This is a genomic window from Lactobacillus sp. M44 (assembly GCF_058130005.1).
The window spans coordinates 408,384-432,395 of the sequence record NZ_CM176707.1 but is presented as its reverse complement, the minus strand read 5'-3'; the positions used below and the strand labels follow the sequence as shown (position 1 = coordinate 432,395).

18 protein-coding genes are annotated in these 24,012 nt (G+C 33.1%); 7 read left to right on the top strand and 11 right to left on the bottom strand.

Translation table 11 applies throughout. The features are described from left to right. The first annotated feature begins 114 nt into the window (after positions 1 to 114). Positions 115 to 801, top strand: a complete 687-nt coding sequence (locus AC38BG_RS02150) for a deoxynucleoside kinase (RefSeq protein ID WP_489937527.1) — start codon at positions 115 to 117, stop codon at positions 799 to 801. A gap of 43 nt (positions 802 to 844) precedes the next feature. Here AC38BG_RS02150 and AC38BG_RS02145 read toward each other — a convergent pair whose 3' ends face one another. Continuing rightward, entirely contained in the window at positions 845 to 2,086 is a 1,242-nt protein-coding gene (locus AC38BG_RS02145) for a lactate oxidase (RefSeq protein WP_489937526.1), read from the bottom strand. A 205-nt stretch (positions 2,087 to 2,291) separates the two neighbouring features. On the opposite strand from AC38BG_RS02145, the gene AC38BG_RS02140 reads away from it, so the two are divergent. Together AC38BG_RS02140 and AC38BG_RS02135 are read left to right on the top strand one after the other, a co-directional pair. After that, complete coding sequence (locus AC38BG_RS02140) at positions 2,292 to 3,599, top strand: NCS2 family permease (RefSeq protein WP_489937525.1); 1,308 nt, start codon at positions 2,292 to 2,294, stop codon at positions 3,597 to 3,599. Between the two features lie 106 nt (positions 3,600 to 3,705). Then, on the top strand, positions 3,706 to 5,016 hold the full coding sequence (locus AC38BG_RS02135) for an NCS2 family permease (protein WP_489937524.1): 1,311 nt from the start codon (positions 3,706 to 3,708) through the stop codon (positions 5,014 to 5,016). 200 nt (positions 5,017 to 5,216) lie between these two features. On the opposite strand, the gene AC38BG_RS02130 is transcribed toward AC38BG_RS02135, so the two are convergent. The 4 genes from AC38BG_RS02130 to spxB form a co-directional block, all read right to left on the bottom strand. After that, positions 5,217 to 5,357: an ATP-binding cassette domain-containing protein gene (locus AC38BG_RS02130; RefSeq protein ID WP_489937826.1), complete on the bottom strand. Its 141-nt coding sequence runs from the start codon at positions 5,355 to 5,357 to the stop codon at positions 5,217 to 5,219. Positions 5,358 to 5,561: 204 nt separating this feature from the next. Then, positions 5,562 to 7,088, bottom strand: coding sequence for a ClC family H(+)/Cl(-) exchange transporter (locus AC38BG_RS02125; protein ID WP_489937523.1), 1,527 nt, complete (start codon positions 7,086 to 7,088; stop codon positions 5,562 to 5,564). A gap of 85 nt (positions 7,089 to 7,173) precedes the next feature. Beyond that, the gene (gndA, locus tag AC38BG_RS02120; RefSeq protein WP_489937522.1) at positions 7,174 to 8,562 is read right to left on the bottom strand and encodes an NADP-dependent phosphogluconate dehydrogenase; all 1,389 of its coding nucleotides are present in this window, start codon (positions 8,560 to 8,562) and stop codon (positions 7,174 to 7,176) included. 95 nt (positions 8,563 to 8,657) lie between these two features. After that, positions 8,658 to 10,463, bottom strand: a complete 1,806-nt coding sequence (gene spxB, locus AC38BG_RS02115) for a pyruvate oxidase (protein WP_489937521.1) — start codon at positions 10,461 to 10,463, stop codon at positions 8,658 to 8,660. A 306-nt stretch (positions 10,464 to 10,769) separates the two neighbouring features. Between spxB and AC38BG_RS02110 the strand changes: the two genes are divergently transcribed. Beyond that, positions 10,770 to 13,046: an ATP-binding cassette domain-containing protein gene (locus AC38BG_RS02110; protein WP_489937520.1), complete on the top strand. Its 2,277-nt coding sequence runs from the start codon at positions 10,770 to 10,772 to the stop codon at positions 13,044 to 13,046. A 23-nt stretch (positions 13,047 to 13,069) separates the two neighbouring features. Here AC38BG_RS02110 and AC38BG_RS02105 read toward each other — a convergent pair whose 3' ends face one another. Continuing rightward, positions 13,070 to 13,690 (bottom strand): TetR/AcrR family transcriptional regulator, encoded by a 621-nt coding sequence (locus AC38BG_RS02105; protein WP_489937519.1) that lies wholly within the window; start codon positions 13,688 to 13,690, stop codon positions 13,070 to 13,072. A gap of 135 nt (positions 13,691 to 13,825) precedes the next feature. Between AC38BG_RS02105 and AC38BG_RS02100 the strand changes: the two genes are divergently transcribed. Then, the gene (locus tag AC38BG_RS02100) at positions 13,826 to 14,530 is read left to right on the top strand and encodes an ABC transporter ATP-binding protein (protein WP_489937518.1); all 705 of its coding nucleotides are present in this window, start codon (positions 13,826 to 13,828) and stop codon (positions 14,528 to 14,530) included. Positions 14,531 to 14,541: 11 nt separating this feature from the next. Next, the gene (locus AC38BG_RS02095) at positions 14,542 to 17,256 is read left to right on the top strand and encodes an ABC transporter permease (RefSeq protein ID WP_489937517.1); all 2,715 of its coding nucleotides are present in this window, start codon (positions 14,542 to 14,544) and stop codon (positions 17,254 to 17,256) included. 65 nt (positions 17,257 to 17,321) lie between these two features. Here AC38BG_RS02095 and mnmG read toward each other — a convergent pair whose 3' ends face one another. The 5 genes from mnmG to rpmH form a co-directional block, all read right to left on the bottom strand. Continuing rightward, entirely contained in the window at positions 17,322 to 19,214 is a 1,893-nt protein-coding gene (gene mnmG, locus AC38BG_RS02090) for a tRNA uridine-5-carboxymethylaminomethyl(34) synthesis enzyme MnmG (RefSeq protein ID WP_489937516.1), read from the bottom strand. A gap of 16 nt (positions 19,215 to 19,230) precedes the next feature. After that, a complete protein-coding gene (gene mnmE / locus AC38BG_RS02085; protein WP_489937515.1) occupies positions 19,231 to 20,616 on the bottom strand; it encodes a tRNA uridine-5-carboxymethylaminomethyl(34) synthesis GTPase MnmE in 1,386 nt (461 codons plus the stop codon). A 94-nt stretch (positions 20,617 to 20,710) separates the two neighbouring features. Then, positions 20,711 to 21,568 carry a membrane protein insertase YidC gene (gene yidC / locus AC38BG_RS02080; RefSeq protein WP_489937514.1) on the bottom strand — a complete coding sequence of 286 codons (858 nt, stop codon included), beginning with the start codon at positions 21,566 to 21,568 and terminating at the stop codon, positions 20,711 to 20,713. Position 21,569: 1 nt separating this feature from the next. Then, complete coding sequence (rnpA, locus tag AC38BG_RS02075; protein ID WP_489937513.1) at positions 21,570 to 21,932, bottom strand: ribonuclease P protein component; 363 nt, start codon at positions 21,930 to 21,932, stop codon at positions 21,570 to 21,572. A gap of 51 nt (positions 21,933 to 21,983) precedes the next feature. Continuing rightward, the gene (rpmH, locus tag AC38BG_RS02070) at positions 21,984 to 22,124 is read right to left on the bottom strand and encodes a 50S ribosomal protein L34 (RefSeq protein ID WP_004039891.1); all 141 of its coding nucleotides are present in this window, start codon (positions 22,122 to 22,124) and stop codon (positions 21,984 to 21,986) included. Positions 22,125 to 22,582: 458 nt separating this feature from the next. Between rpmH and dnaA the strand changes: the two genes are divergently transcribed. Beyond that, complete coding sequence (dnaA, locus tag AC38BG_RS02065) at positions 22,583 to 23,941, top strand: chromosomal replication initiator protein DnaA (RefSeq protein ID WP_489937512.1); 1,359 nt, start codon at positions 22,583 to 22,585, stop codon at positions 23,939 to 23,941. The last annotated feature ends 71 nt before the right edge of the window (positions 23,942 to 24,012 follow it).

Genomic DNA, 24,012 nt, shown 5'->3' with positions numbered 1-24,012 from the left:
AAGTGGTTGCCTTATTTATTTTTATTTTTTAGTAAAATCTACTTGATAACCCCCACATATTGCTATAAACTTGTATACACAAACAACATCTAGTAATAAGAAAGAAAGAACGTGATGACAGTTATTGTATTAAGTGGGCCCATTGGTGCCGGAAAATCAAGTCTTACTGGAATTATGGCAGATCATTTAAAAACTAATGCCTTCTATGAAAGTGTTGATAACAACCCTGTTTTGCCACTATATTATGCAGATCCTAAAAAATATGCTTTTTTATTACAAATTTACTTTTTAAATACTAGATTTCATAGTATTAAAGCAGCATTTTCTGAAAATAATAATGTTTTGGATCGTTCAATTTATGAAGATTCATTATTCTTCCACATGAATGCAGATATGGGACGTGTTACAGATACAGAAGTTAAGATCTATGATGATTTATTAGCTAATATGATGCAAGAATTAAAGGGAATGCCTAAAAAACGTCCTGATTTATTAGTTCATATTCATGTAGACTATGACACAATGATTAAGCGAATTAAGAAGCGCGGTAGAGAATATGAGCAATTAAATTATGATCCAGGTCTTGAAGATTATTACAAGACACTGCTAAAGTACTATAAGAAGTGGTATTCAGATTATGATTATTCACCAAAAATGATTATTGATGGTGAACGATTAGATTTTATGGAAAATCCAACTGATCGTAAAATTATTTTGAACCAAATTGATGATAAACTAAAATCTATTGGTAACTTACCTGAAGATTGGCAAGAAGGCCAAAACGCAAAATTTGGCAACTAAAAAACGGCTTTTAAACGAAAGCCGTTTTTTATTGTGCTCTATTTTATTCTTCAGAAGCTCCTGTAGAAGCATCAGCTTTTAATTGCTCATCTTTCATGGTATTTTCAGGAGTTACTGGATATGGTTTGATAATTTGTGGACTTGTTGAAGATAATTGATTATCAGCCGTAAATCTGAAGTGATCAATTTTAGCATGTTTAATATCTTCAATTGTCTTGCATCCAGTTAGTTCCATATCAATCTTTAACTCTTTTGTTAATTGATTTAATACAGACTCAACACCTTGTGCACCACCTAATGCTAAGCCATATAGAAATGGACGACCAATACCTACTAAGTCAGCTCCTAATGCAAGGGCTTTAAAGATATGTGATCCTCTTCTAACACCTGAGTCCAAGATAATAGGGATTCTCTTATTAACAGCTTTTGCAATTTCTGGTAATACATCAATTGTAGCTGGAGCTCCATCAACTTCACGACCACCATGGTTTGATACTACAATTCCATCAGCTCCTGCTCCCATTGCTTTAAATGCATCTTCTGCACACATTACACCTTTAACAAATACAGGCAAGCCAGATATTTCTTTTATCTTTTCAACATCATCAGGTCCGATTTTTTGTGCAGACATCTTATACATTTGAGCTACACTTTGACCTTTACCCTCTCCTTTGCCTTGCAAATATTTAGTGAAAAAGGCCATTGGAACTGGATATGTAAAGTGTGTTCTAATATTTGCTTCTCTATAACCTGATACTAATGCATCAACAGTTAACAATATAGCTTTATAACCACTTTCTTTAACTGCAGTTAACACCATCTTATTAAAGTCCCAATCGCGACTCATATATAACTGGAAGACTCTTGGTGCATCCCCTGCAGCTTTTGCAATATCTTCTACACTCATATTTGCATAAGTACTAGATGAAAATAGTGCACCTGCCATTTTAGCTCCTCTTGCAGTATCTAATTCCGCCTCTTTATGGGCAATTCCATGTGCTGCAATAGGTGAAATCATCAGCGGCATCTTTAAATCCATCCCTAAAAACTTAGTATCAGTTTCAGGATTAGAAGTATTGGTTAATGCTCTTGGCACTATTTGATAGTGGTTAAAAGCAGTTGTATTATTGCGCCAAGTCCACTCATTTTCAGAGCCACTAGCAATATAGTAATAAGCAGGCTCGGGTATTACATATTTAGCTCTATTTTCTAGTTCTTCAACATTAACCATTTTGACTGGTTTTTCAACATCATTTTGAGGATAACCTTTGTAATAATAAGTCATGATTTTTTGCCTCTCTATATAAAACACTTATTGATATACTACAATTCTATTGTAACAGCTTCTTTCAAGCGCTTCCATAATAAGCGCTATATATATCATATTAGCTCATTTTCATAATTCGTGTTTACTTATAATTTTATTAGTGGTAGAGTTATTTACGTTGCTTATATTTATTAAAATACGAACAATATGAGGAGGACTAAGAATGCAATTTATTACTAAATATTTTAACCTAGATAAATTACATACTAATATTAAAACGGAATTATTAGCTGGATTAACTACTTTTGTTAGTATGTCTTATATTTTATTTGTTAATCCTAATGTATTAGGTGCTGGTGGTATGAATAAGGGAGCTGTTTTTACAGCAACCGCACTAGCTAGTGCATTAGGATGTTTCATTATGGGAATTGTTGCTAATTATCCAATTGCAACAGCACCTGCTTTAGGAATTAACGCATTTTTTGCTTATTCAGTATGTATTGGTATGCGTGTATCATGGCAAACAGCCTTAGCTTCAGTATTTGTAGCTTCAATTATTTTCGTAATAATTACATTGTTGAAATTAAGAGAAAAAATTATCGATTCTATTCCAGCAGATTTGAAATCAGCAATTTCTGCAGGTATTGGATTATTCATTGCATTTTTAGGCTTACAAAATGGTGGCATTATTGGAGCTAACAAAGATACTTTAGTTAGCTTAGGTTCTTTAAAATCAGCTACTGTATGGATTGCAATTTTTGGCTTAATTGTGACAATTATTTTAATGATTATGCGCATTCCTGGTGCTATTTTTATTGGCATGGTTTTAACTTCTATTTTTGGAATTTTAATTGGGCAAATTCCATTGCCAACTCATTACATCTCAGCAGCACCTAGTCTAGCTCCAACTTTTGGACAGGCAATCTTGCACGTCAAAGATATTAATTCACTGCAAATGATTGTAGTTGTTTTAACTTTTTTGTTAGTAACATTTTTTGATACTGCAGGTACACTAATTGGGCTAGCTCAACAAGCAGGATTAATGAAAAATAATAAAATGCCACGTGTAGGAAAAGCACTAGCTGCAGACTCTTCTGCAATGACAGTAGGAGCAATCTTAGGAACTTCACCTGTTGGTGCATTTGTAGAATCAAGTGCAGGTATTGCAGTTGGTGGTCGTAGTGGATTAACTGCAGTATTTGTAGGAGTATTCTTTTTAATCAGTTTAATTTTTAGTCCATTATTAAGTGTTATTACTTCTCAAGTTACAGCTCCTGCATTAATTATTGTTGGTGTGTTAATGGCTCAAAATTTAGCTCATATTGAATGGACGAAATTAGAAATTGCTATTCCTGCATTTTTGATCGTTTTGGGAATGCCATTAACTTATTCAATCTCTGATGGATTAGCATTAGGATTAATCACCTATCCAATCACTATGATTGCCGCAAAACGTGGCAAAGAAGTATCCCCTATGATGTATGCATTATTCTTTGTCTTCATTGGATTTTTATGGATTTTAAATATGTAATACTTTTACTAACTTTCATGCAAATGAAAGTTTTTTTGTACCCTAACTTGACTAGTTACTAAGAAAATGACTAAACTAATAAAAATCGGTTAGTTAGGGGATATCAATGAAAAGTATAAATAATTTATTTGATTTACAAGGTGCACACACTTCTATTAGACGTGAATTTGTTGCAGCATTAACTACTTTTGTCAGTCTTTCTTACATTTTATTTGTTAATCCAAATATCTTGCATGCTGGAGGAATTGATAAAGGAGCCGCATTTACAGCCACTGCATTAGCTACAGCAATTGGATGTTTTATTATGGGATTAGTTGCAAACTATCCAATTGCACTAGCGCCAACGTTAGGAAGTGGGGCATTTTTTGCATATAACGTCTGTGTGGGAATGCATATAAATTGGGCTACTGCACTAGCAGCGGTTTTAGTAGCATCATTTTTATTTGTTTTAATTACTTTGATGAAGTTAAGAGAAAAAGTAGTCGATGCTATACCTACAGACTTAAAATATGCAATTTCTGCAGGAATAGGCTTGTTTATTGCCTTTATTGGATTGCAAAATGGCAAAATCATTGTTAATAGTGATTCAACTTTAGTAACTTTAGGTTCATTTAATGATCCTAGTGTTTGGATTGCATTATTTGGGTTAGTTTTAACAGTGGTTTTGATGTCAATGAATGTTCCAGGATCTATTTTTATTGGCATGGTCATTACTGCAATTTTTGGCATTGCAATAGGTCAAATTCCATTACCTCATAGTTTTATTGCACCAGCTCCTAGTTTAGCTCCCACTTTTGGTAAGGCTATTTTTCATTTAAAAGATATTAATACGGTTCAATTAGGATTAGTAGTTTTAACATTTTTATTAGTAACATTTTTTGATACTGCAGGTACACTAATTGGAATGACCCAACAAGCTGGATTAGTTGATAAAAATGGTAAAATACCTAGAATTGGTCGTGCATTTTTAGCAGATTCAACTGCAATGATTGAAGGTGCTGTGTTGGGAACTGCACCATTAGGAACTTCAGTTGAATCAAGTGCGGGGATTGCAATGGGAGGAAAAACCGGATTAACAGCTATCTTTATTGGATTTTTCTTTTTGATTAGTATGGTATTTAGTCCTCTATTGACTGTTATTCCTACTACTGTTACTGCTCCTGCATTAATTATTGTTGGTGTGTTAATGGCTCAAAATTTAGCTAAAATAAACTGGAACAAATTTGAACTAGCATTTCCAGCATTTTTAGTAGTTGTAGGGATGCCTTTGACTTACAACATCTCAGATGGATTAGCTCTTGGAATGATTGCATATCCAATTACTATGATTGCTTCAAAGCGTTATAAAGAAGTATCTCCAATGATGTATGTGTTATTTTTTGTTTTCATTGGATTTTTCATAATTTTAAATGTTTAAAGTATATTATCATTAGTGATTAATTCCATAAAAAATAGGGAGTTAACTCCCTGTACTTTGATAGTTTTTCAAAAACATCATTAGGAATTTGATAGATTTCTTGGTTCAACTTTAATGTATCAATTGATGGCAGATCCCATCTTAATTGGCTTCTTTGCCCGAAAACAATGCCAATGTGCATAGCATTTTTTTGACGATACTTAGACAAAAGTCTTCACAGAGCCCCCAGAAGGTTGTAATATACCTAAAATCATTTTGATTAAAGTAGATTTCCCAGAATCATTTAATCCTACCAAGCCAATATGTTCATTTTCATTAATGGATACAGATACGTTGTTCACAGCTAGTGATTTGATATATTCTTTTTTGAAAAGACCTTTAGATTTTTTCTTATATTCCTTAGAAAGATTATTGGTTTCAATTATCCTCCACTCATATATATGCAAGGATATTATTCCAGTTAGAGCATTAAAATCTATATAGCTTGATTACAGAATATACTAAAACGAGCATCCCTGCTCGCTTTTTGTTTTACCTTTTTCAATCTATTGCTTCTGCATTTTTTCCATTTGATCAAATACTGCAGCACGACGATTTTGGTCAATTTCTAAAATCAACAAATCTCCTGCCCTAATAACAGTTTGACCATTAGGAATAATATCATGACCTCCACGATGGATTAATTGCAATAATGTATGATCAGGCCACTTGATTTGTGAAACAGTTTTATTATCTAAAAAACTGCCTTCATAAATAGGAATTGATAATTGATCTTCTCTATCAGCATAGTTTTTGACCTCTTCTGGCTCCATACGATCAGCTAAGCTTTCATATATAGGCTCTCCACCCATATAATCATTAACTATGTATGCCACTAACCCTAAGACTGCCAGGGGCATTAGATGCATTAATGATCCGACCATTTCTGTAATCAATAAAATCGCTGTAAAGGGCGACCTAACAATTCCAGAGAAGTATCCAGCCATTGAAAAAATAATTAAGTCAACAACTAATTTCCTTGGCAATAGCCCTATATTTGACATAAATAAGCCATAAACTGCCCCAATTAAGGCTCCTAATGCAAGGATTGGCAAGAAAATGCCTCCTGGCAATCCAGAGTCATATGAAATAAGTGAAAAGATTAATCTTAATACAAATAGCCCAGCTAATATCCAAACTATATTTCTATTTTTTAAAGCTAAGATTAAATTATTTCCTCCACCAATTGAATTAGGAACAAAATAAGCAATTGGAATTAACAAAATTAAAGGAATTATTCCTTGTAGCCAGCGAGGAATAACTTTTATTTTTAGATATACTTTTGTTAAATTGAGTAACCCTATTTGATATACCCAACCTAGCACTCCTAAGATGATGCCTAATACTAACAAATGCCAATATAAAGGCAGTGGAAATGCAACATTATACTTAATCGCTAGAACTGGTTTTTGACCAAAAATATTACTAGTAACAAAATTAGCAGCCAATGCCCCAGCTAGTGAATTAATCCATACACGAGGTGAAAAGTTATGATAGACTTCTTCCAACACAAACATCGTCCCACCTAATGGTGCATCAAACGCTGCAGCTAACCCACTAGCAGCCCCTGTAGCAAGTAACACTCTAGCATCGCCTCGACTAGTTTTTAATTTATTTGCGACACCTTGGCCAATTGAAGATCCTAATTGAATGGATGGTCCTTCTCTTCCCAAAAATAAACCTGTTCCAATTGCTAAAATTCCACCAATAAATTTTCTCCATAAAATTGGCCACCAATTTAAATGCAATTTTCCTTGCAGTTGCAACTCAACTTCTGGAATACCAGACCCTCCTGCATGAGGTTGTTGCTTTACTAAATATCCTGCAATTATGCCAACTACTAAAAAGCTAGCAATAATTAAAAGCAGATACTTTGGATCATTATGGCTTAAAATAAAAATTTGCCGCCAAAACAATTGTGATTTTTCGATTAATAATCTAAATGTTCCTACAACTGCCCCAGCTAATAAGCCAACAATAATTGCTTTACATAGCATTTTTAAAGGCGCTATATCATTAAATTTGTTATCCATAGACATCCCCTTATCAATTTCATTTTTTATTTTAGCGCAAAAAAATGCCATTAGCTAAATGCTAGTGGCATTTTATGAAAAATTCTTATTTTTCCTCATACCATTCAGTGTGGAATACTCCTTCACGATCATTGCGCAAGTATGTATGTGCACCAAAGTAATCACGTTGTCCTTGGATTAGGTTTGCAGGTAAGCTTGGATTAAAAATTGATTCCAAATAATTACGTGCAGCACTAAGTGTAGGAGTTGGGATCTCAGCTTCTGCAGCTAATTTCAAAACTGCTCTTAATGCAGGTAAATATTTTTCCATAACTTTATTGAAATATGGTGATTCAAATAAGTTGGCTAGATCATTATCTTCAATATAAGCATCTTCAATATCTTTTAATGATGCTGATCTAATAATGCATCCAGCTTCCCAGTTTTGAGCAATTGATGGAAAACGTAATTTCCAATCATAAGCCTTTCCAGCCATTGTCATTTGTTCGAATCCTTGAGCATATGAAACACTTTGAGCTAAAAATAGTGCGCCTTCCAAATTCTTAATTAAATCATCTGGAACTGACTTTGGTGCCCAAGTTGGCATAACTGCTTCTCTTGTAGTAGCTTTTGACATAAATCTAGCTAATACAGCTTCTGCAATAACACTAATTGGAGCTCCTAACTTAATTGCATCTTCTAACATCCAATTTCCAGTACCCTTGTATGAAGCTACATTCAAGATATGGTCAATTACATAGTCGTCAGTTAAGTTATCTTTTTGCTTTAAAACTTCAGAAGTAATTTCAACTAAGTATGTTTTTAATTGGCCTTCATTCCATTTAGCAAAAATTTCAGACATTTCATCATTTGATAAATTGCCCACTTTGCGCATAATATCATATACTTCACTGATGATTTGCATCATTCCATATTCGATACCATTGTGAACCATTTTTACATAATGGCCACTGGCACCAGGGCCGATGTAACTAACACAAGGTCTGCCTTCAGGAGTCTTAGCAGCGATTTGTTTCAAATATGGATATACTTCATCATATGCTTCTTTATCACCACCTGGCATTAAAGCAGGACCATGTAAAGCTCCTTCTTCACCTCCAGAAACACCCATACCAATAAAGTGAATTCCAGATTTTTCTAATTCTTTATATCTTCTTGCTGTATCATGGAAGTTTGAATTTCCTCCATCAATAACGATATCGCCAGGATCTAATAATGTAGATAATTTTTCTAAAGTTTGATCTACTGGCTTACCAGCTCTGATCATAATTAAGATTTTACGTGGCTTTTCTAGTGAATTAACAAATTCTTCCCAAGTATATGTTGGCTTTAATTCACTATCTTCATATTTTGCTAAAGCATCCACTTCTTTTTTATCGATACTAAAGCCTGACACAGAGATATTGTGGCTACGCATATTTAAGGCTAAATTTTTACCCATAACTGCTAAGCCGATTACACCGAATTGTTGCATTACAATTTTCCCTCCATAAAACATCTTATTTCATTATACTTTTTGGTAAACAAAAAAGCGAAACCCAAGGTTTCGCTTTATTTCATTTTTAACTTTTATTGTTGAGAAGCACTAGTTGTTGCATCTTCATCAGCTGCTTTTACAGCATCTTCTGCTAATTTTTCAGCTGGTTTGTCATTAACTGTTTCACCATACTTCTTTAAAAAGTAACTGAATGGTTTCAATGCTTGTGCATCGTATTTTTCAACGAATTCTGCATCATCTAATGCCATGTGTTCAGTAGTAAATGGCATTTCATGAGTGAATTTAACATCGATAACACTTGGACCTTCGTATGCCTTAGCTTGTGCCAAAGCATCTTCCATTTCAGCTTTAGTGTGAACAGTGAAGCCTTTTGCACCCATTCCTTCACCAACTTTTGCCCAGTCAGTGTCTGGAAGTGATACACCAGATAATGGTTGGTGTGAGTCATCAATTTGTTCAGCCTCAATGTAACCTAATGTTTCATTTGAAAATACTACATTAATTACATGCATGTTGAATTTAGCTTGAGTCATAATTTCTTCTGACATCATTGCAAATCCACCATCACCACTTAATGAATAAATATCACGATCTGGATATACTGCAGCTGCAGCTAATGATGCAGGAACACCATACCCCATGGTTGCGTATAATCCAGAAGTAGTCCAGCGTTGGTTACCATGTAATTTCATCAAACGAGCGAAGTTGATGTTAACATTACCTACATCAACTGCAAATACAGCGTTGTCTGAAGCGGCATTGTTAATTGCATCAAAGATCGGTTCTGGACGTACAGGCATCTCATCTGAATCTTTAAAGCTATCTTGCCACTCTTCCCAGTTTTCTTTGTCATCTAATGCAGCCTTGTAAAATGCTGAAGGTTCACGATCAACACCTGCATCCATAATTGCTCTTAATGATTGTTTTGCATCAGCAAGCATTGGCACATCAATGTGGTGTCTCTTACCCAATTTTTCAGAATCAATATCAATTTGAATAACTTTTGCTTTAGGGTTAAATAAGAAGATTGAGAATGGTACATTGTTACCTACCCAAACGATTAAATCAGTATTGTAACCTAAATCAACACCAGTCTTTGGAGCAACTCTACCAATTGATCCCATATATGCAGGAAAGTCATCTTCAACAATACCTTTAGCTAATACTGATGAAGCTAATGGCATCTTGAATTTATCTGAAAATTCCTTTAATTCTTTAGCTGCATCTCTAGCACCAATACCAAAGTAAACCATTGGTGATTTTGCTTCAGCAATTAATTTAACCGCTTCATCAACATATTTCTTATCAGGCATTGGATACAATGGTTTAACATGGTTTGGATAGTTAACTTGGAATGTATCATTAATCTGTTGCCAACCAAAGTCCTTTGGTACCACAACAACTGCAGGACCTTTTTTAGCATATGCTTGTCTGATTGCTTCATCAATCATTGCAGGCAATGCTTCTTTAGTTGCAGCTTGGTGATCCCAAACGGCAACATCACGGAACCAAGGTGCTTCATCAAAGGCTTGGAAGAAGTCAATATTTTGACGTGAAGTTGGAACATTAGCAACAATTGCAAGCATTGGTGTATGGTCATATTTTGCATCGTATAAACCATTCATCAAGTGAATTGCACCAGGACCTGCTGAACCAAAACAAACACCAATTTTTCCAGTTAATTTGTATTCAGCAGAAGCAGCTAATGCACCTGCTTCTTCGTGACGAACTTGAATATATCTAATTCTATTCTTCCAGTTATAAATAGCGTTCATTGTTGAGTCAAATGAACCACCGGGTAAACCAAAAATATGGTCAATATGCCAGTCATATAAAGCTTTCATCATAGCATCTGAGCCACTAATTTTTTCTACCATATTTCGCATCTCCTTAAATCGTTTTTGTTTCTTACACTTATGATTAAAACACAAACTAAAAATAATGCAAGGGCTTGCAATTATCTATAAATATGCATTGTAAGCATTTTCATATAAATAATAATTTCACAAAGTGTGACTATTTTTTATAAGTAATTATTACTACTTATATGTTTTTGCTTGTGATATTTTCTCATACTGGTCAAAAAGTTAGCTCTAGTATTGGGTGTTTGACATTCAAAAATTTATTAACGCTTACAAAAGTTATAAAATAAACTTGCTAAGTAACAAAGGAGATTTTTTAATATGGATAATATATTTGATAAGGGTTTTATCGAAATTGATGATGCAACTCAAAACAACTTAAAACATGTTACTTTAAAAATTCCTAAGTACAAAACTACAGTATTTGCTGGATTATCTGGAAGCGGTAAATCTTCATTAGTATTTGATACCCTAGCCGCAACTTCTAGAAGAGAATTAAATCAAACTTTTCCAAGTTTTACTCAGCAATACTTACCTAAATATGGACAAGCAAAAGTTGGCGATATTAAACACCTTCCCGTCGCAATTGTCGTTGAACAAAAGCCCATTGGCAGAAATGATCGTTCAACTTTAGCTACTTATACAGGAATTTATTCTTTATTACGTCTAATGTATTCACGCATTGGTAAGCCTTGGATTGGTTATTCAGAAAACTACTCATTTAACTTACCTCAAGGAATGTGTCCACGCTGTCAAGGATTAGGTTATATAGATGTAATAGATGAAAATAAAATCATCGATAAAAATAAATCATTAAATGAGGGTGCTATTACTTTTGTAAGCTTTGGACCTGGGACTTGGCGCTGGGATGAATATGCAATGACTGGATTATTTGATTTAGATAAGCCTATTAAAGATTATTCTAAAAAAGAATATGACATGTTCATGTATGCCCCTCAGCAAAAACTAGTTGACCCACCTGCTACTTGGCCAAAAACTGCCAAATATGAAGGATTAATTCCACGAATTATGCGTTCTATAGTTCATAGCGCTGAAGGTCGACGTCATAAAGCGGCTATTGCTGAAGTAGTGCATCGTCAAACATGTCCATTATGTCAAGGTAGCCGCTTGAAACCAGAAGCTTTAACAGTCAAAATCAAAGGAACTAATATTGCTGAATTGGGTGAGATGGATTTAGTTTCTGTATTAAGTTTTTTAAAGACAATTAAAGAACCCATCGCTCAAGAAATAATTCGCGATTTAAGCAGCAGAGTAAAAGCCTTAATTGATATTGGATTAGGTTATTTATCTTTAAATCGCGGTACTGGAACCCTATCTGGTGGCGAAGCTCAAAGAATCAAAATTGCCAAATATTTAAATAGTTCATTATCTGATTTAGTTTATATTCTAGATGAACCAAGTGTTGGGTTGCACCCACATGACATTAAGCAAATTGTAGCATCCCTTAACGCTTTAAAAGAGCAAGGTAATACTGTAATCTTAGTAGATCATAATCCAAGTATTATCAAAATGGCAGATTATGTAGTAGAAATTGGTCCTGAAGCTGGTAAAAATGGTGGTCAAGTCACATTTACTGGTAGCTATCCTGAATTACTCAAATCAAATACCATTACAGGGCAAATGATGCGACAAGAAATAAAATTCCGTGATCCTGTTAGAAAAGCAGACTCTTGGATAGAATTAAATCATTTGACTAATCACAACTTAAAAGATGTTAGTGTCAAAATCCCTACTAAAGTAATGACCATTGTTACAGGGCCTGCAGGCTCTGGTAAAAGCACATTAGTTTCAGCAATTAAGCAAAAAGTTAGCGACCAAGATTATATTGATTTGACTCAAGATGGAGTTGGAATTAATATCCGCTCAACCCCTGCAACTTATTTAAACATCTTAAATACAATTCGTCGTCTATTTGGTAAAGCTAATAAAGTATCTACTCAGTTATTCAGCTATAACGGTAAAGGAGCTTGCCCGAACTGCAAAGGAAAAGGCGTCGTTATCACTGAAATGGCATTTATGGATCCCGTTGTCCAAACTTGTGAGGTGTGTCATGGTAAGAGATATAATCCAGAAGTTCTCCAATATAAATATCATGATAAAGATATCGCAGAAGTTTTAGACATGCCTCTTAGTGAAATTGCTGTATTTTTCAAAGATGTTTCAGAAATTTACAATAAAGTATCTACCTTATTAAAAGTTGGACTAGGTTATTTAACTTTGAATCAATCGATGACTACCCTATCTGGTGGTGAACTGCAGCGAGTTAAATTAGCACTAGAATTAGATCATTCAGGTAGTATTTATTTCCTAGATGAGCCAACTACAGGATTGCATTTAAAAAACACTGAACATTTGATTAAGTTGTTTGAAGATCTAGTAAACAAAGGCAATACTTTAATTTTAATCGAGCATAATTTGCAGATGATTAGTAAAGCAGATTGGTTAATTGATATGGGACCAGATGCTGGTAAATATGGTGGTCAAGTCTGCTTCACTGGAACTCCTAAAGATAGTATGAAATGTGCAAATTCACGCACAGGTGTTGCATTAAAAGAATATATTGAAGAACACAAATAGAAATGTTTCACATGTAACATTTATTATTTTGAAGGATTAGATTTAATATCTAACATTTCATAAGGTGATAAATATAATGCCCGCATGATTAGTTTACTAATTTCTTTTTGGGATAAATGATCATCACTATCTAGCCATGTATTAATAATGGTCATTATAGTATTAACAATTAAGCGTAATGCATAATCTAAAGGAAATTCAGATGAAAAATGTGAGTTACCTTTTACTCTAATAAGATCTTTAGAGATTGCTTCTTTTAATATATCTGTGATTTTTGCATAAAAAGTTGAATCTCCATTAGAACCAAAAAGTAGTTTTAGTAACTCTCGATTTTTATCTGCAACAGCAACAATATTTATGACAAAATCATAAGGTTCGCCTTTTACTAATTTGTCATAATCCATTGTTCCTTGAATATCATTTTTTATGATTTTATGAAACTTATTAATAATTTCAGCTTCAACCTGATCAATTAAATCTTCTTTATCTAAATAATGTAAATAAAATGTTCCCCTACTAATCTTACTAGCTCTGGTAATATCACTAACTGTAATCTGTGTTATTGGTTTTTTCTTACCAATATGAATTAATGCTTCAATAATATTATCTTTAGTTTGTTGAACTCGTTCAGCTTGTGTTGTCATTTTTTTACCTCATAATTTTAATTTGATGAACACATTTTTGGATGTTGTACATAGAAGTAAGCAAAAGTTGTGCTTTAATAAAATAAAATTTGATTAACATAGTGTCTATTATTAAATATAAGAAAGGAAAAATCAATGAAACATTTTATTTCAGTAAAAGATGAAACAAAGATTTATGGAACTGGTGAAAACAAAGTTACCGCAAATAATAAAATTAATTTTGAAATTGCGCCAGGTGAATTAACCATTATCTTAGGTGAATCTGGTGCAGGTAAATCCACTTTACTTAATGTATTAGGAGGAATGGATCATTTAACTAGCGGTTCAGTTGATGTTAATGGATTAGAATTAGCAGGATTAGATGACCGCGGTCTTACAACATATAGACGAAAGAAAATTGGTTTTGTATTTCAGTTTTATAACTTAATTCCTAACCTAACTGCTCTTGAAAACGTCGAATTAGCTTCTCAATTATCTGACAATGCAATGAATCCTCAGGAAGTATTAACAGATGTAGGTTTAAAAGCCCGCATGCAAAACTTCCCTGCTCAATTATCCGGTGGTGAACAACAACGTGTCGCAATTGCACGTGCGATTGCTAAAAGACCAGAACTACTTTTAGCAGATGAGCCAACTGGGGCATTAGATTATCATACAGGTAAAAAGATTTTACAGCTTTTCCAAGATTTCACTCATAATGCAAAAAAGAATGTAATCATCGTTACACACAATTCATTGATTAAATCAATGGCTGACCACGTAATTGAAATTTCAGATGGTCGAGTAAAATCTGATGTTCATAATGAACATCCAACACCTGTATCCGAGCTTGAATGGTAAGAAGTGTAAAAATGAAATTATTGAATAAAAATATTATTCGCGAGTTTAAGTCATCATTACCTAGATTCATTTCAATTTCTGCATTATTAACACTAGCAATTTTTGTATTAATTGGTTTAAATGTAACTGGTCCTGATATGCGAGATACTGCACAAAAAGCTTATACTACAGAACATTTAGCAGATGCAATAGTAACATCCCCTATTTCTTTTGATAAAACTGACCAAAACAAAATTAAATCACTTTCTAATACTAAAGATGTAGAGTTTGGACATACTACAGATGTCTTAATTAAAAAAGGAAAGAAAGCTATTCGAGTTCAAAGTAATCCTCATGTATTGTCAAAAATGACACTTACAAAAGGACATCGAGCAAAAAATGATAGCCAGATAGTCTTAAGCTCTAGTCTAAAAAAAGATTATAAAATTGGTGACAAAATCACACTAGTGACCGACAAAACTGATACTTCTACTGGATTGATGAAGCATAGTTATAAAGTCGTAGGTTTTGCATCATCAACTGAATTTATTAAAAAAGATAATATTGGAACAACTAGTCTAGGCAATGGTGAACTAGATGGATTTGCATATGTTACTAAGTCCGCCTTTACTTCTAATCAACCAAATATTGCAAAAATATCATTTGCCAAAAATAAAGGTAAAGCTTATTCAAAAGATTATGAACACTATGCAAAAGTTGAAACTGATAAATGGCAAAAGACTTTAAATAAATATAATACTAAGCGTTATAACCGTTTACGCAAAAATCTTGATGACAAAATTACTAATGGACAAAATGAAATTAATGCAGGTACTAATTCTTTAAATGACGCTTCAAAACAATTAGATAGTGCACAAAGCAATTTAGATATGGCTTTAAAACAAGCACAAGCTGCTAATAATGCACCTGCTATTGCACAAATCAAGCAACAACAAGAGGCTTTAAATACTAAAAAAACTGATTTAGCAAAACAACAAACTGCAATTTCAGATATTAAAACTATTATCACTAATGCAAAATCAAGTCTAAAATCATTAAGTACTGCTGCTGACTTAACTGTTGAAAGCCGTAATAATTACAATGATGGCTATAACAATTATGGTGAAGATTCTTCACGAATCGATGCAATTGGTACTTCTTTCCCATTATTTTTCTTCTTAATTGCTATTTTAGTAAGTTTCACAACTATGCAAAGAATGGTTGAAGAAGAGCGTATCGAATTAGGTACTTTGCGTGCTTTAGGTTATACAAAATTTGAAGCTATGCGTGAATTCTTACTTTATAGTTTTTCAGAAGCTGTTATTGGTACTATTATTGGTAGTCTTTTAGGTTTAATTGTATTACCTCGCATTATTTTTAGAGCTTATACAGCTAACTTTGATTTAGGTAGTATATTATTATCTTTGCACCCTGTATATATCATAATAGGATTTTTATTAGCTCTATTTTCAACAGTGTTAGCATCTTGGCTAGCAGTCAGATCCGAATTAAAGACAGTCCCTGCAGAACTGATGTTGCCAAAGCCTCCAACAAAAGGTTCAAAAATTTTACTAGAACGAATAAAACCTATTTGGCAACATATGAACTTTTCACATAAAGTAACTGCTCGTAATTTGTTCCGTTATAAAGGTCGTATGATTATGACTATTATCGGAGTAGCTGGAGCTACTGCATTAATGATTACAGGATTTGGGATTAGAGATTCACTTAATACTATAGTCCAGAGACAATTTGGACATATTGATAAATATGATTTAATCACAATTTATAATTCTAATGCTCCTAAAAATCAAGTAAACAAAATAAAGAACCTTGTTACAGATTCAAACTCTATTAATCATCAAACCCCTATTTACTTCAATAATGTTTATTCAACAACCAGCAACTCAAATACTCGTGAAAATATTTCACTTATAGTTCCAAATAAAACAAATAAACTTAGTCAATTTATTGAATTAAGTAATGCTAAAACTGGCAAAAAAATAAATTTAAGTAATAATGGAGCTGTTATTTCTCAAAAACTTGCCAAAATTCAAGGTGTTAAAGTTGGTGATACTTTCAAGATTGAAGATTCAGTTGGCGTTAAACATAAAATTAAAGTTAGTGCAATTACTACTATGTATGCAGGACACTTTATCTATATGAATAAAAATTATTATGACAAAGTTTATAATAAAAGGCCTGTAGATAATGCATATCTGATAACCTTGAAAAAAGGAAAATCAAGTAATAATTTTGCTGAAAACTTTAATCATAAGCAAGCAGCTTTGCAAACTGTACAATCTAATGAAAACAAAAAGACAATTACAAATATTTTAAGTAATCTAAATAACTTAATTATCGTAATTGTGCTTGCTGCAACGCTTTTATCATTGGTTGTATTATACACTTTGACTAATATTAATGTTTCTGAACGAATTAGGGAATTATCTACTCTAAAAGTATTAGGATTTTATCCTAATGAAGTTCTTATGTATATCTTCCGTGAAGTAAATAGTCTTACAGGTGGAGGTATTATTGTAGGTATTGGCGTTGGGTATGCCTTCCATGCCTATATTATGGATATTTTGCCACCATCAACTGCAATGGTTGCACCAGGAATTACTTGGGCTAACATGGGAATATCAGTTGGATTAACAATTATCTTTTTATTAATTGTCATGGCAATGATGAATAAAAAGATTCAAGATGTTAACATGCTAGAAGCACTGCAATCAGTTGATTAATTAATATTAATAGATACTAAAAACACACTAAGTAGTGCCTTTACTAGTTAGTGTGTTTTTGTGTTTTATTTAACTTTAGAATACTTACCTTGCTGAATATACACAGTCAAAATTGCTATATCTGCTGGATTTACACCAGAGATTCTTTCTGCTTGAGCAATCGATTCAGGTCTGATTTTTTCAAACTTTTGTCTTGCTTCTGTAGCAAGTCCATCAATCATTTCATAATCAATATTATCAGGAATTTTCTTAGATTCTAAGCGATGCAAACGATCGATCTTGATTTTTTCTTTCTTGATATATCCTGCATATTTTAAGCTGATTTCAACTTGTTCTTTAACATACCGATCATTTGATATATCGATGCCAGATAATTTTTCAATATCTTCAACAGTAACTTTAGGTCTCTTCAAAAATTCAGATGCTTTAACACCGGCATTCATAGTAGCTTGACCAATATTTGCTAAAAGTGTTTGAACTTCCGGACTTGGGTGAATTGTTATAGTTTCTAATTTACTAATTGCATCCCTAATAGCCTGCTTTTTTTGTTCAAACTTTGCATAGCGATCATCTGATATCAAGCCTAATTCATGACCATATTCAGTCAATCGTAAATCGGCATTATCATTTCTTAATAACAATCTATATTCTGCTCTACTTGTTAATAGGCGGTATGGTTCATTAGTGCCTTTAGTTACTAAATCATCAATCAAAACTCCAATATAAGCTTCATCTCGCTGCAAAGTAAAGCCAGGCTTATTTTGAGCGCGCAATGCGGCATTAATTCCAGCGACAATTCCTTGTCCTGCAGCCTCTTCATATCCTGATGTTCCATTCATTTGTCCCGCAGTAAACAAATTTTTAATCTTTTTAGTTTCTAGTGTATGTTTTAATTGCCAAGGCTCAATTACATCATATTCAATTGCATAACCAGGACGCATTAATTCCGCATTTTCTAATCCTTTAATAGAATGAACCATTTGTTGCTGGATTTCTTCTGGCATTGAAGTAGATAAATCTCCAACATATACTTCATCAGTATTGCGCCCTTCTGGCTCCAAAAATATTTGGTGACGATTTTTATCAGCAAATCTCACAATTTTATCTTCAATTGAAGGACAATAACGAGGGCCAACTCCCTTAATTACTCCAGAAAACATAGGAGCTCGATCCAAATTATCTCTAATAATTTGGTGAGTTTTACCATTTGTATAAGTCATCCAACAAGAAATTTGATCTTTTAGATAATCTTTATCATCAGTTTCATATGAAAAATGTCTCGGCTCTAAATCTCCAGGTTCTTCTTCAGTTTCTTCATAGTTAACTGTATTTCCATTAACTCTTGGTGGAGTACCTGTTTTAAATCTACGCAATTTAAAACCTAATTTTTCCAAATTTTCTGGTAATTTAACTGAAGGCAATGTGTTATTAGGGCCTGATGAATACATTAATTCACCAATAATAATTCGACCTCTGGCAGCAGTTCCTGTAGTAAGCACTACACTTTTTGCATGATACCTAGCACCTGTATTAGTAATAACACCTTCACATTTTCCATCATTTACTAATAATTCATCAACAATTGCTTGGCGCAGTGTCAAATTAGGTGTTTGTTCAATAACTTTTTTCATATGTTCATGATATGCATTTTTATCTGCCTGAGCACGCAATGCTCTAACTGCAGGTCCTTTTCCTGTATTAAGCATACGCATTTGAATATATGTGGCATCAATATTCTTACCCATTTGGCCACCTAATGCATCGATTTCTCTTACTACAGTTCCTTTTGCAGGACCTCCAACAGATGGGTTACAAGGCATAAAAGCAACCATATCTAACCCAATTGTTAACAATAAAGTTTTTTGTCCCATATGTGAAGCTGCAAGTGCGGCTTCACATCCAGAATGTCCTGCTCCAACAACAATTACATCATAATTATTTGAATCATATAATTTCATTAAATCTCTTCTACCTCTACTTACCTAAACAAAATTGGCTAAACAATTGTGTGATCAATTCATCAGGAGCACTCTCTCCTGTAATTTCACCTAATGTGTCCCATGCTCCAGTGAAATCTATTTGCGCAATATCTAATGGTACACTATCACCCACTGCATTAATTACATCTTGCAGTTGCACTTTAGCTTTTTCTAACAAGCTCATTTGCCTTTGATTAGTTACTAATACTTGATCATTTGAATTTTCAATTCCTGCAAAGAATAATTTATTAATTAATTGTTCTAATTGATCTAAATTTTTATTTTTCAAAATTGAAGTTGTGATGATTGGGCTATCAGCCATGTCTTTTATTTCACTTATAGTAACTTTAGATCCTAAATCTACTTTATTTAGAATGATAATTCGCTTTTTATTTTTAGTATATTCAAGTAGCTTTTTATCTTCAGGTGTTAATTCTTCACTAACATTCAATAATAATAAAATTAAATCAGCTTTATTAATCGCTGCTTTTGAGCGTTCAACACCAATTTTTTCTACTTTATCTTCAGTGTGGTGAATCCCTGCGGTATCTATCAACTGCAAAGGCACTCCATTAATAGAGACATATTCTTCTAGAGTATCTCGAGTAGTTCCTGCGACATCAGTTACGATTGCCTTATCTTCTTTAGTTAAATAATTAAGTAATGAAGATTTGCCTACATTAGGTCGTCCAACAATTGCTGTTGCCAACCCATTACGCATTATTTTGCCTTCTTGGGATGTTTTCAATAATTCATCAATTTTTTTGATAACTGATTTTGATGTGTTAGTCATCTGTTCTGCAGTAATTTGATCTGCATCATATTCAGGATAATCAATATTTACTTCTACATTAGCTAACGTATCAAGAATTTCCTGACGCATTTGTCTAATTTTAGTTAATAAACTACCAGCTAGTTGATTTACTGCAACTTGTCGAGCTTTATCTGTTTTTGCACGAACAATATCCATAACTGATTCAGCTTGAGTCAAATCAATTCGACCATGAACAAATGCTCTTTTAGTAAATTCACCAGGTTCAGCCATTCTAGCACCATTTGCTAAAACTAGTTGCAATATATGATTGGTTACAACAATTCCGCCATGACAGTTGATTTCAATCATATCTTCTTTAGTAAAAGTTTTTGGTGCACGTAAAACACTAACCATCACTTCATCGATATCCTGTTCTTTTTTGGGATCAATGATATGTCCATAATTAATTGTATGACTAGCAACTTTTTCTAAATTGCTACCTCTAAAAACTTTATTTGCAATTTTAATACTATCTTCTCCAGATAAGCGGATAATTGATATACCACCCTCTCCAATTGGTGTTGAAATTGCTGCAATAGTATCAAACTCCGTTAAAGTCTGTGCCATGATATTCATCCTTTTTTCCAACAAAAAAAGCGCAATTCCATCACAAAAATGATGGATAAAGCACTTTGACTACTTTATCTAATTAACTTAGATATTATTTTTTACGTCCTATTTTCTTATATGCGCGACGAATTCTATGTTTTCGTTCACGTTCAGCTTTTTTCTCAGCTTCTAGTTCTCTTTGATACTTAAATGGGTTTTGTAAAATAAATGTTTGTATAACTGAGAACAAACTTGAAACAACCCAGTATAAAGTAATAGCTGAAGCAAAACTAATAGCAGGAATAGCTACCATCAACGGTGCAATATAAGTCATTGATTTAGTAAGTCCAGTTTGAGCGGACTTAGGAGTAGACATCTGAGCAACATATGAGGACATGAATGTAAAGACTGCTGCTAAAATTGGCATTACATAGTATGGATCAGCATGACCTAAATCCATCCAAAGGAAATGTCCATTTTGCAATTGGGGAGTCCTAACAATTGCCTGATACAAAGCTAACATAAACGGCATTTGCAGTGCAACTGGTAGGCATCCCATGTAAGGATTAATACCGGCTTCTTTATATAACTTATTTGTTTCTTCTGCAAGCTTTTGACGAGATTCTGTATCTTTACCAGGATACTTTTTGCGCAAAGCATCAATTTCTGGCTGCAATTTTTGTTGCTTAGTTGTACTTTTAATTGACATCGCCATTAGTGGCAATAAAATAATTCGAACTAATATTGTGAATATCACAATAGTCCAGCCGTAATTATTTCCAAGCAATCTTGCTAACCATAACAAAAATTGCGAGAAATTATATATAATGTAACGATCCCACCAATTACCACTATTTTGACTTACAGGTGCAGTTGTATAACTACAACCTGTCAAAACAACAGCAAGGGTTAGAACGGCCAAAAAAGCCAAAATACGTTTGACATTTTTTTTAGTCAAAAAATCCTTCACTCTACATTTCCTCAGTTCTCTTTGCTTCTATCAAATTTGCTAATGTCATTGCATGAAGTAAATTTTTCTTAATTTGCTTCATATCAAAATCACGAGCATAAGGTCGAGTTATTATGATAAAGTCAACATCTGATTGTATCTGCGGCTTTATTTCTATTAATACTGCCCTAATGTATCGTTTTAATTGATTGCGTAAAACAGCAGTATGACCGACTTTTTTCCCGACAGAAATTCCTACACGAAAATGTTTATTTTCATTACGTTTCAATACATAAATTACAAATGCACGATTTGCAACAGATTTTCCTGTTTTAAAGACAGTTTGAAAATCTTTTTCAGATTTTACACGGTATGATTTTTTCAAAGTATTGCCATTCCACTCAATAAATTAAAAAAACCACTGGATTTCAGTGGTTTAAGCAGATAAGACTTTTCTACCTTTAGCACGGCGTCTAGCTAAAACCTTGCGGCCATTTGATGTGCTCATTCGTTTCATAAAACCGTGTACGCGTGAACGATGACGTTTCTTTGGTTGATAAGTTCTCTTAGTGGACATTATTTGCACCTCCATTTTTTGAGTGCTAACTGCACAATTTCTTATTAATAATACCATCTTTATTACAAAAATCCAAGTAAAAGTTTTAAAAAGTTTGTAAGAAAAGCTATTAAATAAAATAATTGTGGATAAAGTTTTCAAATTACATATCTAAAAATTAGAGTTCTGCACATAATAATTCTCAATGTTATCCACAACTAACAAGGTGTTGATATTTTTATTCACACCCTGTGGATATAATGTCACTTATTCTTATAAATATTGAAATATCAGCATTATTTTTCAACAACTAAATCTGTAAATAAGAGAAAAATTCAATAATGTTATATTAAATGTGGATATTTTTATTTTACTTTTCCACAGTCTGTGGATTGTTAATTGCTTTTATTCACTTGTGGAAAACTTTTTTAATACATGCTAAAATAAGTCTTGCAAAAATTATTATTGGAGGATTTATCTTGTTTGATTTACAAACTTTTTGGGATCATTTTAATAATGAAATGAAATCCCAATATAGCGAGGTTGCCTACAATGCATGGTTCAAAAATACTCATCCAATATCATTTAACAAAAATACTGGTGAATTATTAATTGCTGTTCAAACTCCTATTGCTAAAGGATATTGGGAACAGAATTTAACATCTAAATTAATTCAATCTGCCTATGGTTATTCTGGTATGGAGATTATGCCTACTTTTGAAATTGAAGGTACACAAAGTCCTGAACGCTTTGTAGAACCTCAAATTCCAAAAAAAGAACCTATTCCTGTTCGCTCAACCAATGCTTTTACAAAAGATTTACAACTGAATGAAAATTATACTTTCGATACATTTGTGCAAGGTGAAGGAAATAAACTAGCTGCGGGGGCTGCTTTAGCAGTTGCCGACAACCCAGGTAGTTTTTACAACCCATTATTTATTTTTGGTGGAGTTGGACTTGGTAAAACCCATTTGATGCAAGCAATTGGCCATCAAATGTTAGCTGAAAAGCCACATGCCAAAGTAGTTTATATTCAAAGCGAAACTTTTGTAAATGACTTTATTAACTCAATAAAAAATAAAACTCAAGATGCTTTTCGCGAAAAATATCGCAAAGCTGATTTGTTATTAGTTGATGATATTCAATTTTTCGCAAAAAAAGAGGGAATTCAAGAAGAATTCTTCCATACCTTTGAAACTTTATATAACGATCAAAAACAAATCGTTATGACAAGCGACCGCTTACCAACAGAAATTCCTGATTTATCTGAGCGCTTAGTATCAAGATTTGCTTGGGGGCTGCAAGTTGAAATCACACCTCCAGATTTAGAAACAAGAATTGCTATTTTACGCAAAAAAGCCGAAGCTGAAGGATTAAGGATTGATGATGACACTCTAGATTACATTGCATCACAAGTTGATACTAATATTAGAGAATTAGAGGGTGCTTTAGTCAAAGTTCAAGCACATGCAACAATTGAAAAAGAAGATATTAATATTAATCTTGCAAGAGAAGCTTTATCTGATTTAAAGCTAGTTCAAAAAAATCGAGGATTACAGATATCTAAAATTCAGGAAGTGGTCGCAAACTACTTTCAAACTTCAGTTGTCGAACTAAAAGGAAAAAAACGAGTAAGGCAAATTGTGGTTCCACGCCAAATAGCAATGTATCTTGCAAGAGATTTAACAAATGCTAGTTTGCCTAAAATTGGACAAGAATTTGGTGGCAAGGATCATACTACTGTAATGCACGCATATCAAAAAATAAAACGTGATCTTAAAACTGATGCAGAAATAAAATCTGCAGTCTATGATTTAAAACAGATGCTAGATCGTTGATAACTTGTGGAAAATTAGCTCAGTTTTCCACAAGTTACTAACCGAATGAATTCCGTTATTCTCGGGTATGT

Bases quoted from the DNA above. Each gene is read 5' to 3' on its own strand.
- AC38BG_RS02150 (WP_489937527.1), top strand. From the start codon at position 115: ATGACAGTTATTGTATTAAGTGGGCCCATTGGTGCCGGAAAATCAAGT.
- AC38BG_RS02145 (WP_489937526.1), bottom strand. From the start codon at position 2,086: ATGACTTATTATTACAAAGGTTATCCTCAAAATGATGTTGAAAAACCA.
- AC38BG_RS02140 (WP_489937525.1), top strand. From the start codon at position 2,292: ATGCAATTTATTACTAAATATTTTAACCTAGATAAATTACATACTAAT.
- AC38BG_RS02135 (WP_489937524.1), top strand. From the start codon at position 3,706: ATGAAAAGTATAAATAATTTATTTGATTTACAAGGTGCACACACTTCT.
- AC38BG_RS02125 (WP_489937523.1), bottom strand. From the start codon at position 7,088: ATGGATAACAAATTTAATGATATAGCGCCTTTAAAAATGCTATGTAAA.
- gndA (WP_489937522.1), bottom strand. From the start codon at position 8,562: ATGCAACAATTCGGTGTAATCGGCTTAGCAGTTATGGGTAAAAATTTA.
- spxB (WP_489937521.1), bottom strand. From the start codon at position 10,463: ATGGTAGAAAAAATTAGTGGCTCAGATGCTATGATGAAAGCTTTATAT.
- AC38BG_RS02110 (WP_489937520.1), top strand. From the start codon at position 10,770: ATGGATAATATATTTGATAAGGGTTTTATCGAAATTGATGATGCAACT.
- AC38BG_RS02105 (WP_489937519.1), bottom strand. From the start codon at position 13,690: ATGACAACACAAGCTGAACGAGTTCAACAAACTAAAGATAATATTATT.
- AC38BG_RS02100 (WP_489937518.1), top strand. From the start codon at position 13,826: ATGAAACATTTTATTTCAGTAAAAGATGAAACAAAGATTTATGGAACT.
- AC38BG_RS02095 (WP_489937517.1), top strand. From the start codon at position 14,542: ATGAAATTATTGAATAAAAATATTATTCGCGAGTTTAAGTCATCATTA.
- mnmG (WP_489937516.1), bottom strand. From the start codon at position 19,214: ATGAAATTATATGATTCAAATAATTATGATGTAATTGTTGTTGGAGCA.
- mnmE (WP_489937515.1), bottom strand. From the start codon at position 20,616: ATGGCACAGACTTTAACGGAGTTTGATACTATTGCAGCAATTTCAACA.
- rpmH (WP_004039891.1), bottom strand. From the start codon at position 22,124: ATGTCCACTAAGAGAACTTATCAACCAAAGAAACGTCATCGTTCACGC.